This window comes from Cupriavidus gilardii, assembly GCF_013314895.1.
Classification (GTDB): domain Bacteria; phylum Pseudomonadota; class Gammaproteobacteria; order Burkholderiales; family Burkholderiaceae; genus Cupriavidus; species Cupriavidus gilardii_C.
Map to the genome: position 1 here is coordinate 70,903 of NZ_JABTYE010000017.1, position 11,703 is coordinate 82,605.

An 11,703-nucleotide genomic window follows, 5' to 3' on the forward strand; every position below is an offset into this window, starting at 1 on the left:
CGATCATGCTGGTGAATCGGCAGCGCGCAAGCTCAACACGCGGTTGCGGCCGGCGCGCTTGGCCCGGTACAACGCCTCGTCGGCTGCACGAAAGAACGCCCGCAGGTCCGGATAGACGGGCGATGCGCTACCATTGCCTTCAGTCACCACGCCAACGCTGACGCTGATTCGGCCAAAGGGGCTTCCCGCGTTCTCTATGCCGAGCGCAAGCACCGACGCCCGTACGGCTTCCGCGATGGCCGCTGCGCGCGCCGCGTCAGTGCCGGGCAGCAACACGGCAAATTCCTCCCCGCCATAGCGGCCCGCGTAGTCGCCCGCACGGCGCAACTGCTGGCGAACGCATTTGCCCACGGCGGCGAGCGCATCATCGCCAGCCACATGGCCGTAGCGGTCGTTGAACTGCTTGAAATAGTCCACGTCGATCATCAACAGCGACAGCGGCCGCACCTCGCGCCGGCTGCGGCGCCATTCGCGGTCGGCGATTTCATCCAGGGCGCGGCGGCTGCCCAGGCCGGTCAAGCCGTCAGTGTCCGCCAGCCAGCGCAGGTGCGCTTCGACCGCGAGGCGTCGCCGCCATTGCCGTGCCAGCGAGATGGCCAGTGTCACGATGGCCAGGTTCATCGCCATCACCAGCCCGGCAAACCACCACGCTCGCGTGCGCCAGACGGCCAGCACGTCGTCCATCGCACGCCCCACCACAATCGTCAGCGGAAAACCATCGACCCGGCGGAAGCTGTACAGGCGCCGTATGCCGTCGACTGTGCCTGCCGCAATCAGTTCGCCATGCGGTTCACGAAGCATGGGGGCAAACGCGGGCGTGGTCGGCACCGTGCGGCCGATCAGGCTGGCATCCAGGGGCCGGCGCATGAGGATGGTGCCGTCATGGCGCATCAACGCCAGCGCGCCGCCTTCGCCCAGGGCCACGCCAGCGAACAGCTTGCGGAAATACTCCAGCCGCAGCGTGCTGGCCACGATGCCCGCGAATTGGCCGTCGGGGCCCGGCACGCGCAGACTCAGTGCGATCGATGTCGGGTTGTCGGGGACTAAGCGAGGCTGGAACGGCCGGCTCAAGTAGACCGCGGACTGCCCCAGGTCTCGTTGCGCGATGAAGTAGTCGCGATCGGCCAGGTTCACCGCGCGCGGCGGCCAGTGCCGGGAATCGAGGATCAGGCGCCCTTGTGCGTCGGCCACCAGCAGTGCGCCGATGTCTTCGCCTTCGTTGAACGCACCGAACAGCACGCGCTGGCGCAGCGACGGGGCCAACGCCATGACGGCCGGATTGCGCATGGCATCGAGCGCATGGCGCATCGAGGCCTCGTGCAACTGGAGGTTGCGCGCGATGCTGCGCTCCAGAGTCAAAGCAAGATTGGCTGACGCCTCCCGGGCGCTGGCGAGCGCGTCCCGGCGCATCTGCAGGAGTGCGGTGGCTGTCAGCGCCGTGATCGCGGCCACCAGCATCAAGGCAAGCGGGACCATCAACGCGGCCGGCGAAAAGCGGGCAGCCGTCATCGGCTGCGGCGGCAAGGGAGCAATGGCGGTGTCTGGAGCTGAGGTCATCGTTGTCGTGCGCGGGTTGCCCATTCGCTACACCGTAGCCATGGGCGGCAAAATCCACGCTCGCTCGTCGGATTGGCGTTGTGCCTTCGCGCTCGCCAGGTAGCGCTCGAGCAGGGCGATACGGGCATGCAAGCGCCACAGCACGCTGTTCGCATGCGCCACACAAATGCGGCCAGGGCGCCAGCGTTGCCTGAATAGGCGACGGCGTTGTGCGGCCGCCTGCGTGTGCAGCAGGAGCAGAGTTGCCTCAAGTCGGGCCAGATTCATTGCGCGGGACAGTGTGGTTTTCCCGACGCCGATTATGTACCGTCTCTGGCACTTTATGGCGACTGGACTCTACAATCGCTGCCGTGCCCACTTTCATGTGTGCGATGACCGACCGAGCCGACGACCCGTTGATTGCCGCCCTCTACCATGTACCAGAAGGCTGGATGGTGGCGGAAGTACAAGGCAGCCGGGTCTTGCAACTGGGCCCGTTGCCCACCGAACCGATGCCGACCGATCTGATCGCGGCGATATTTCCCGACGCCCCGGTGTTGCACCTGGAGCCAGCGCCGGCGCCGTTGGAGGACGCCGTGCTGCTGCAGCGCCTGACAGCACACTCAGGCCCCTTTTCGGACCGTCGCTAGCGCGCCGTGTTCACCGGACGATCGATTTCGCCGGATTCCCGACCCGGCGTAGCGCCCGCTGCGGCGGGCGTCTTTTTCAGCGGTGGTGTTCGGTCAAGGCCGAGGACTGCCATGACTAGATACAAATAAGACATGTCCCAGCGCCCTCACGGCTCGCCCACAGGATGCCTCCATCGTCAACGTTTCGGCGGGGCATAATGGCGCGCAACGCCGGATTCTTCCCGTTATGCGCGGTGCCGGACCAGGGCGTGGCGTGGCGTTACGGCATTTCCCTATAATCAACCAGGACATCAAGTGGCCGAAGACAACAATGACGCGAGCGCACAGCAGCGGGCCGAAGACGCCGCGGCGCAAAACCGCTCGTTGACCATTCCTGTTGATGGGCCGTTGAGCGTGACGCTGAAAGGTGACCGCGTCGACATCAATATCGTCATGGGCGTCTCTGGCCAGGTGGAGGGGCTGCCCACCGTGTTGAGCTTGACGCCGCAGGCCTCAGGCCAATTGATTGGCTGCATCAAAAAGGCGCTCGATGAGGGGCTGATGACGTTCACCTTAGGCGGAGCTACCCCACTGCAGTGAACCGGGCGCGGCCGTGCACGGCTTGGCTGGATCGCTGAGACTCTGTTACCTTCTTCGCCTTAGGTGCGTCGCGGGCTGCCGTCACCGGCGAAGCAGCTGCCGGTTATTGTGCGCAGCGCTAAGCCCGGTCGCTTGCAACGTGACGACCGTCGGAGGAAAAATGGCCATCACGAGAGCCTTCAAGTATGGCGACGCGTTCGCGGTTTGTATTCCGGCCGCGCTTGCATACGAGGATACGGATATCGAACTGGAGATCGAGCGCATCGGCGACGAATTGCGGATCCGACCTGCACGGCGCTCGCTTGCCGGTGTCGTGCAGAAGTTCGCCAGTTTTTCCCCTGACGGATTGCCATACGAACGCGACGACCAGGAGCAGGCCGATCGCCAAGCCCCGTCATGACGGCCTTGAGCTGGCGCAAAAAAAAGCGCGAGCTTTCTGGGAGCGTCGCGCCAATGTCCGCATTGGGGTGCGGGCGGGGGAATTCTGCCATCGAATGGAGCCGTCAGCAATCCTAGTGGGCGCTGCAGTCCGTGAGCCCACGGGCTTGGCCAAAGACCCAGTCGACAAGTGCGCCAAAGGGCCAGTCGGCATTCTTATTTTGCCTTCGGTCGAGCCGCACGCGGGACACGCAATGCGATCACCGGCTCGAGCGGCAAGATTTGCTCGCACGCTCCTCAGTCGAACACAAAATCGGTCATCTGCATTCTCCCCGATGCGCCACTGCTTGAATCGGGCCGCATTGCGTCGCTAACCCAGTTCCACGCGCGGTCCTACAGCAATGCCCGCCGGGTTGCACCTACATCGAGCTTGGCCATCCGGCTGGCGACCTTGCCTACCGACACGCCGTTGCACCGAGCGGTTTCGATGAGCCGCTGGTGGCGCGCGCATGACACCGTGGCTTGGCCAGACAACAATGGGCGTGGGCGCACACTCGATGCGCGGCGTTCGTCAAGTAAAGTGACTGCTGTAGCCACGGTCGGTTTACGTGTTGGGGCACTAGTGCCTCCTCGACCGTGGCCCTGTTGGTCCCCGCTTGGGACTAGTCTCCTCCGCTATGCTGCCCTCTCGGGCTACCCGCTTGCCCGTGCAGTGGGCGGTCTACGCTGAAGGGCTGATAGTCGGCAATGTGGAAATGGCGTTCAAGCAGCTGTCGCATCTCGTCGACGGCCGCTGTCTGGACGTGCCACATCTGGGTGCAAAGGCGGATCAGCTCATCATGGCGCCGGTCCGCCCCGGTGATACATGCGTTCAACGGTTGGAGCAACGTGTAGTGATGGCGGCTGAAGACTTCCAGAAAAACATGGTCGAATTGCCTACCGGGTTGCGCGTTGTCCAAAAAAGCCAGCATTTGCTGCTGTTCCTGTCGCACACGAGGTTCATAGTCGATGCCGTACCATTGCCGCAACAACACGCGCAGATGTGCGATCTCTTCGCGCTGCGAGCGATTCTCCATCCTCGCCATTGACTTCACTTCATCAAGGGAAGACTTCGGGCGGGTGACCGGGTAGCCAGGCGTTGGCGACGTGCCTTCGTCGGGCGTAAGGTTGCCGGTGCGTTGTGGGTCGGTACCTGCCGCCAACTCCGTCATCCGCAATGCGGAATAGTGATGGTCAATAATCAATTGAATCAGTCGGACTTCGAAGCCCGCAGTGATCCCTCTGCCCGGCTGCGACCCGTGGGACAGCGGAGGGATCAATGCCATCACCAAGCCCAGACCGATTGCCCTTATAGCAACTCGACGAGCGAGATAGTCGCTCAGTTGGAATAGCGGTGATTGGCTGTCCCGGAGGGACTCGTTAGCGTTTTGCGTCGACATTTCCATTCTCCGGGTACAGGGTTCACTTCACTGAGGATTGGCCGGGGCGCAAGCAACCGCGCATTCCGGAACCGGATGCCAATAGCCGGTTCGTTTTACCGCTATTTCCTCTGCTCCAGCCATTGGTCGATCTTTCTGATATCGCGTTGAGACTCCTTGATGATATCGTCGGCCATCCTTTTCATCTCAGGCGATTTACCCTTTTCCGCTTCCGTTCTCGCCATATCGATCGCCATCTGATGGTGCATCTTCATCATGTTTGCGAAGTCGCGATCAATGTCACCGGTCGACTGCATCGACATCATGTTGTTCATGCCAGGCGCCATCGAACGGTGCATGTCCTGATCGCCTCCTCCACCACCCATGGTGTGACCATGATGCGGGTCGTGCCAAGATGCGGGCAATCGGCTATCATAATCCCTGAGGTTATATAGACAAGCAAAAACATTCAGGTTAGTTATAACGCTGGTCTAGAATTTTGCCACCGTTCTCGGCTAGACTGGCTGGCCCTTCAGAGATTGCCGAGATCCTGTATGGCCACCGTCGAGCGTACCGCCTACCCGCGTTTCCCGAAGGTTTTCTCCACCAAGGAGCTGCAGGCGTGCTACACGCCGGATGCCGAGGAACTGGAGTGGGCCACCCGCTCAACCCGTGGACAAGGTCCGCGACTTGGCTTGCTGGTGCTGCTGAAGGTCTTCCAGCAACTGCATTACTTCCCCAACCTGGACAGCATTCCCGTCGTCGTGATCGACCACGTGCGCGCCAGCGCTGGTCTGGCGTCAGATGCCGCGTTTGGCTATGACCGCAAGCTGTCCCCCACGCTGTACCGGCATTACACGGCGGTGCGCGAATTTCTCGGCGTCCAGCCCTATATTGGCACCGATGCCAACGAGGTCACGATCCGCGCCGCGCGCGAAGCCGCGGAAACGATGGACCAGCAGGTGGACATCATCAACGCCACGATCGATGCGCTGATCCTGCACCAGGTCGAGCTGCCAGCGTTTTCCACCCTGGTCAACATTGCCGAGCAGATTCACAGCCGCACGCAGACCGCGCTGTTTCGACGCGTCGCAAGGCGCTTGTCGGATGAGGATCAGCAGCGGCTGGACCGGCTTCTCACCCGGGAATTCACCAACCGCCTGACCGCCTACAACAACATCAAGCGCCACGCGCGCCGTCCATCACGCAAGCATCTCAACTTACTCATAGAACACCTGACCTTACTGGACGGTTTTGGCGATTTCTCTCGAGCAATCGCAGGCGTACCTGCCTCGAAGCTGCGCTCGCTGGCCAGCCAGGCCATGAGCCTGGACGCGGCCAATCTACGGGAGATCCTGCCTGAGAAGCGCTACACGCTGATCGTCGCCTTGCTCAATCATATGCGCGTGCGCACCCGCGACGACCTCGCGGAGATGTTCATCCGTCGCATGGGCGCGATCCACAAGCGGGCGCGCGACGAGATGGAGCGCATCCAGTCGCGTCAGCGCGCGCAGATGGAGAAACTCGTCACTGTGCTCGACGGCGTGGTCGATATCGTCGCCGATGGCCAGGACGACGCGCTGATAGGCCGGCAGGTGCGCCGCTTCCTCGCGCCGTCCGGCGATCTGGAGCCGCTGCGCGAGAGTTGCGCGGAGGTGCGGGCCTTCAGCGGCAACAACTACCTGCCGCTGCTATGGCGGCATTTCCGGGCGCACCGCTCGGTGATGCTCCGTCTGGCACAGGTGCTGGAATGGGAGTCGACCAGCCAGTCTCGCACCCTGCTGGCAGCGCTGGAGGTGGTGCTGGACAACGAATCCCTGCACCGCGAATGGATCGCCGACGAGGTCGATGTCAGCTTCGCCTCGGAGCGTTGGCGCAAGCTGGTGCGCCGCCCCCACGACCAGGGCGCGCCCACCAACCGCCGTTATCTGGAACTTTGTGTGCTGTCGCATATGGTCAACGAGCTGCGATCCGGCGACTTGTGCGTGGTGGGTTCGGATGCCTTTGCCGATTACCGTGCGCACCTGCTGCCCTGGCGCGAATGCGAACGGCGCCTGCCGGAATACTGCGCCAAGCTGGACATGCCAGCCAACGCGCAGGACTTCGTGGTGTATCTGCGCCAGTGGCTCGCCGACACGGCGCGCACGCTGGATGCCGGTTTTCCCGACAAGCGCCAGCACGTCACCATCGGCCAGGATGGCGAGCCGGTGCTCAAGCGCACCGTCGCCCGGGAGATTCCGGCCAGCGCCGTTGCCTTGCAGCAGGCGCTGATCCGACGTATGCCGACGCGCAACCTGCTGGACGTGCTGGCCAACATCGAGCACTGGACCCGCTTCACACGGCACTTCGGCCCGCTCTCCGGCAGCGACCCGAAGATCCGCAATGCGGCCGAGCGCTACCTGCTGACCATCTTCGCCATGGGCTGCAACCTGGGACCCACCCAGGCGGCCCGCCATATGGGGGAACGGGTCACGCCGCACATGATGTCGTTCGTCAACCGCCGGCATCTGAGCCTGGAGCGTCTCGAAACCGCGCAGCGGGAATTGATCGAGCTGTATCTGCGGCTCGACCTGCCCAAGCACTGGGGGGATGGCAAGACCGTCGCGGCTGACGGCACCCAGTACGACTTCTACGACAACAACCTCCTGGCCGGCTACCACTTTCGGTACCGCAAGATGGGCGCGGTGGCCTACCGGCATGTGGCCGACAACTACATCGCGGTGTTCCGGCATTTCATTCCGCCCGGCGTGTGGGAAGCCATCTACGTGATCGAGGGTCTGCTCAAGGCCGGCTTGAGCGTCGAGGCCGATACCGTGCATGCCGACACCCAGGGTCAGTCGGCCGCGGTGTTCGCCTTCACGCATCTGCTGGGCATCAACCTGATGCCGCGCATCCGCAATTGGCAGGATCTGAAGCTTTACCGTGCCGATGCGAACATCAAATACAAGCACATCGACCGGCTGTTCTCGGACACCGTGGACTGGGACCTGATCGCCTTCCACTGGAAGGACCTGATGCAGGTGGCGCTATCGATTCAGGCCGGAACAATCTCCTCGCCGCTCCTGCTGCGCCGGTTCGGCTCGGAAAGCCGCCGCAACCGCCTGTTTCTGGCGGCGCAGGAACTCGGCAAGGTCGTGCGCACGGCGTTCCTGCTCGAATGGATTGGCAGCCGCGAGTTGCGCCAGGAGATCACCGCCACCACCAACAAGATCGAGTCCTACAATGGCTTTGCCAAATGGTTCTCGTTCGGCGGCGATGTGCTGGCCGAGAACGATCCCGATGAGCAGCAGAAGCGTCTGCGCTACAACGACTTGATCGCCTCGGCCGTGATTCTTCAGAACACGGCGGACATGATGCAGGCCCTGCGCGCGATGGTGAAGGAAGGGATCAAAGTCGACGTGGCCGACATCGGCTTCCTGAGTCCCTACCTCACTAGCAACATCAAGCGCTTCGGCGACTATAAACTCAACCTGGAGCGGGTGCCGGAAGCCTGGATTCGCGACAGCCTCTTTGCCGCTCCCGCCCATTCCGTCCGCAAGCCTCGCCATGCCTGATACCGATACACCTTACGGCAGGGTCGACGCTGAGGCGTTGCAAGCGCTTCGGGACACGTTCGACACGACCACCATCCTGCGCGTGGTGGAACAACTCGATGCGATCCGCGCGCGTTGCTGTGAGCCAGCCGGACTGCGCGACGATCTGCTGCGCTTGCACGGCATGGCACATACTCTGATCAACGGCGCCGCATTGTCGTATCCAACCACTGGCCCGACCCTCGTGGACGAAACCGAGGCCATCATAGAGGAGTTGGATGACTGGATCTTGCTGCTCAAGCGCGCCGTTCAAGCGCTGCGCCCGCTGGAGCCGCTTCGCCCTCGCGACGATAGCTGACTCGGCTAGGTCGCTTGCGCGTCGAGACGGCGCATGTGAGGCCGGTTCCGACGAAGCAGCAGGACAAAAGTCAGTACGATAGCCGGAGCAACTTAGCCGCGTCCATTAGGCCCTTCGGCGCACTTTTTCCGCTTGCAGCGATGCGATCAACTGGCAGTACATTGCCTGTCGGGCATGGCAGGCGAACAAGCTCGGACATCATCAGATGTGTACAGTCGAGGTTGGTGTAGGAAATTGCAGCTATTTTTCTGACTTTCTGGTGCGCGCCAGTGAGTCGGCGCCGCATTGATTGGGCAGCCTTCGGTCGGGCTTGTGGGCGTCGCGGATACCAGGCAAACAGTGTAAGCGCTCAATTGACGACGTCTGGTATTGAAGGCTGAACGTTGGCAGGCTTGCGTCCGCAAAGACTTTGCGGACGCAAACATGATCCAAGACGAGATTGACCTATTTCCGCTGCAGGCGGTGCGAGTCCGCTCCAATGGGAAGCGCGACTACGAGCCAGCGGCCAAGCGGCGTCTGATTGAGTTCTGCCTTCAATCGGGAGCATCGGTTTCGGGCACGGCTCTCAAGGCTGGCATCAACGCTAATCAGTTGCGCAAATGGATTCGGGAGTACCGAGATTCAGCGCAGGCGCGAGGTGCATTGCCGGCATTCGTGCCGGTTGTCCAGGAGGTTCTGGATTCGCGGCCGATCGAGACACCTGCAAAGGTCGTGGTGCCTCGCCGCGAAGCGGCCTCAGCGACTGCCGATTCGCCACCGCAGCGAGCGCTACCGCTGGCACTCTTGAGCGCGAAGCTACCCAACGGGGTATCACTCGAGCTCGAATGCGACGAGCGACACGTGGCGCTCGTAAGGGCAATGATCGAAGCCCTGAATGGAGGCCATTGATGTTCCGCCTCGACGCTGGGCTGCGGGTGTACCTGCATCGCGACGCTGTGGACTTCCGTAAGAACATCAACGGCCTGGCACTGCTGGTCGAGCAGGCGCTCGGGCTGGATCCGTTTGCATCTGCTGTATTTGTGTTCCGCAACCAGCGGGCCGATCGCATCAAGATTCTCGGCTGGGATCGCAACGGCTTCTGGCTACTGTTGAAGCGATTGGAGGCGGACCGGTTTGCTTGGCCACGCGAGGCGTCGGTGGCCACGCTGACGGTCGAACAGTTGCACTGGCTGCTCGAGGGAATCGACATCGAGGCGATGCGCCGGCACCCGCACCGAGAATACCATCGCGCTGCGTGAACGCTGCTTGGCGGCAGCGGTCTAACCCGCCATGCCATCCACGCCCGTCACCGTTACCGCCGCCGAGCTGCAACTGTTGCGAGACGCCGAGCGCGAGCTCAAGGCAATACTCGCGGAACGCGAGGCAATCAAGGGCGAGCTGCGTGTGATGACGGTCCAGCGAGACCTGCTCTTGGAACAGCTCAAGGCGTTCCAGCGTAAGCTGTTCGCCGCCAAGAGCGAGGCGCGAGGCTCGGAGCAGAAGGACTTGTTCCTCAATGAGGCCGAAGCCATGGCGGCAGCGGCCGCGCAGCCGGCGCAGGAAGAAGAAGGTACGCCCGAGACCGAAGTGGCCGGGCACACACGCAAGAAGCGTGGCCGTAAGCCGCTCGACCCGGCGCTGCCCCGTGTCGAGGTTCGTCACGAACTACCCGAATCGGAACGCGTCTGCCCCCTCGATGGCCAGACTCTGGTCGAGATTGCCGTTGAGGTCAGCGAACAGCTCGACATCGTGCCGCAACAGGTCCGCGTGATCCAGCACCAGCGGGTCAAGTACGCCTGCCCATGCTGCGACGGCGGCATCAAGACGACGCCGGCACCGGCACGCATTATTCCCAAGGGACTCCTTACCGAATCGGCGCTGGCCTGGTGCATCACCTCGAAGTATCAGGATGGCCTGCCGCTGTACCGCCAGGCAGCGCTGCTGCATCGCTTCGGCGGGGACCTCTCTCGCGGCACCCTGGCCGCAAGCATAGTGCGAGTAGGCCAAGCGGTGCAGCCAATCATCAACCTGCTGCGTGACCATCTGCTGGAAGCAGACGTCGTGTACGGTGATGAGACAACGGTACAGGTGCTCAAGGAGTCCGGCAGGCCTGCCCAGAGAAAGAGCTTCCTATGGGCGCAGATGAATGGCACGGGCCCGCCGGTACGGTTGTTTGCCTATAGCCCCACACGCGAGACAAAGCAGGCTACGGCTCTCTATGCCGGCATCAAGCCTGGGTCGGTGTTGATGACCGACGGCTATGCACCATACGACGACGTCGCAAACACCTATCAGTTGGTGCACCTCGGATGCTGGGCGCACGCGCGGCGCTACCTGGTCGAGGCGGAGCAAGCCTTGCCCAAGGACAAGCGCGCCGACCACACGGTCACCGGATTCCTGCAGCGCATCGGCAAGCTGTTTGCCATCGAACGCCACACGCTCGAGATGAGGCCGGAACAACGGCAGCAAGTTCGCGCCGAACAAAGCCAGCCGCTGCTGGCCGAGATCGAAACGATGCTGCTGCAACACCTGCATACCGTACTGCCGCAAAGCCTGTTCGGCAAGGCGCTGCACTACCTGCATGGGCAGTGGCCAAAGCTCGTGCGCTACATCGAGAACGGAACTTGGCCGATCTCGAACAATCCCTGCGAGAACGCGATTAGGCCATTCGTGATCGGACGGAGAAACTTCCTCTTCTGCGACACCGTGGCCGGTGCCAACGCCAGCGCAAGTCTTTACTCACTGGTGGAAACCTGCAAGGCCAACGACGTCGATCCGTATCAGTATCTCGTTGCCTTGTTCAAGGCGTTGCCACACGCACAGACCGCCGACGACTACGAGGCTCTGCTGCCCTGGACGCTCAAGTCCTCAGACGCCTAGCGGATACCGCCGGCGGCCGCAAGGGACGCCCTCAAAAGACCGCTTACCAAACAGTCATACAAAAGATCCTTGTCAAGGAAATCAGGGGCGACGATCAGCACCAGGTGCGGCACATCAATTGGCGCGAAAGCGTACACAGGCCGCTAGGAGCGAGAGTATGAACAAATCGTCAATTTGGAAAGTCATCTTGATTGTGTGCGCCGCCGTCGGCGTGATTGCCATCCTTGGTGTGGTAGGGATGCTTTTGATGCATCAGCGCATGATGGGCGGTCTGAGCTGTTGCTAGTCCGGGTAAGCAACGTAGCGGCGCCTGGGCACCGGAATGGAAGCCCCCAGCCGTGCGAGCCATTGCAAGGAGGTAACCAGTGGACGCCCCCTTTCCGACCGCTATT

The 11,703-nt window shown here is 62.3% G+C and carries 11 protein-coding genes; 8 read left to right on the forward strand and 3 right to left on the reverse strand.

Annotated elements, in window-relative coordinates; translation table 11 throughout:
- Window positions 1-3 precede the first annotated feature (3 nt).
- Complete coding sequence (locus HTY53_RS17105) at window positions 4-1,581, reverse strand: sensor domain-containing diguanylate cyclase (protein WP_254600001.1); 1,578 nt, start codon at window positions 1,579-1,581, stop codon at window positions 4-6.
- A gap of 347 nt (window positions 1,582-1,928) precedes the next feature.
- Here HTY53_RS17105 and HTY53_RS17110 point away from each other — a divergent pair, with 347 nt between their 5' ends.
- From HTY53_RS17110 to HTY53_RS17120, 3 genes are all read left to right on the forward strand, one after another.
- Window positions 1,929-2,186 (forward strand): hypothetical protein, encoded by a 258-nt coding sequence (locus HTY53_RS17110; protein ID WP_147310448.1) that lies wholly within the window; start codon window positions 1,929-1,931, stop codon window positions 2,184-2,186.
- A gap of 294 nt (window positions 2,187-2,480) precedes the next feature.
- The gene (locus HTY53_RS17115) at window positions 2,481-2,765 is read left to right on the forward strand and encodes a hypothetical protein (protein WP_116359808.1); all 285 of its coding nucleotides are present in this window, start codon (window positions 2,481-2,483) and stop codon (window positions 2,763-2,765) included.
- Window positions 2,766-2,925: 160 nt separating this feature from the next.
- Entirely contained in the window at window positions 2,926-3,165 is a 240-nt protein-coding gene (locus HTY53_RS17120; RefSeq protein ID WP_116359809.1) for an AbrB family transcriptional regulator, read from the forward strand.
- Window positions 3,166-3,805: 640 nt separating this feature from the next.
- Here HTY53_RS17120 and HTY53_RS17125 read toward each other — a convergent pair.
- A complete protein-coding gene (locus HTY53_RS17125) occupies window positions 3,806-4,582 on the reverse strand; it encodes a DUF305 domain-containing protein (protein WP_223819833.1) in 777 nt (258 codons plus the stop codon).
- 101 nt (window positions 4,583-4,683) lie between these two features.
- The gene (locus HTY53_RS17130; protein WP_217435658.1) at window positions 4,684-4,986 is read right to left on the reverse strand and encodes a DUF305 domain-containing protein; all 303 of its coding nucleotides are present in this window, start codon (window positions 4,984-4,986) and stop codon (window positions 4,684-4,686) included.
- 129 nt (window positions 4,987-5,115) lie between these two features.
- Between HTY53_RS17130 and HTY53_RS17135 the strand changes: the two genes are divergently transcribed.
- The 5 genes from HTY53_RS17135 to tnpC (HTY53_RS17155) all read left to right on the forward strand — a co-directional run bounded on the left by HTY53_RS17135 (window position 5,116) and on the right by tnpC (HTY53_RS17155) (window position 11,311).
- A complete protein-coding gene (locus HTY53_RS17135) occupies window positions 5,116-8,115 on the forward strand; it encodes a Tn3 family transposase (RefSeq protein ID WP_116359811.1) in 3,000 nt (999 codons plus the stop codon).
- Window positions 8,108-8,452, forward strand: coding sequence for a Tn3 family transposase post-transcriptional regulator TnpC (gene tnpC, locus HTY53_RS17140; protein ID WP_053821762.1), 345 nt, complete (start codon window positions 8,108-8,110; stop codon window positions 8,450-8,452). The genes HTY53_RS17135 and tnpC (HTY53_RS17140) overlap by 8 nt, the downstream gene beginning before the upstream one ends.
- Window positions 8,453-8,875: 423 nt before the next feature.
- Complete coding sequence (tnpA, locus tag HTY53_RS17145; RefSeq protein WP_017514071.1) at window positions 8,876-9,340, forward strand: IS66-like element accessory protein TnpA; 465 nt, start codon at window positions 8,876-8,878, stop codon at window positions 9,338-9,340.
- On the forward strand, window positions 9,340-9,690 hold the full coding sequence (gene tnpB / locus HTY53_RS17150) for an IS66 family insertion sequence element accessory protein TnpB (RefSeq protein ID WP_017514072.1): 351 nt from the start codon (window positions 9,340-9,342) through the stop codon (window positions 9,688-9,690). Before tnpA ends, tnpB begins: the two co-directional genes overlap by 1 nt.
- A 31-nt stretch (window positions 9,691-9,721) precedes the next feature.
- Window positions 9,722-11,311 carry an IS66 family transposase gene (gene tnpC, locus HTY53_RS17155; RefSeq protein WP_034021473.1) on the forward strand — a complete coding sequence of 530 codons (1,590 nt, stop codon included), beginning with the start codon at window positions 9,722-9,724 and terminating at the stop codon, window positions 11,309-11,311.
- Window positions 11,312-11,703: the final 392 nt, after the last annotated feature.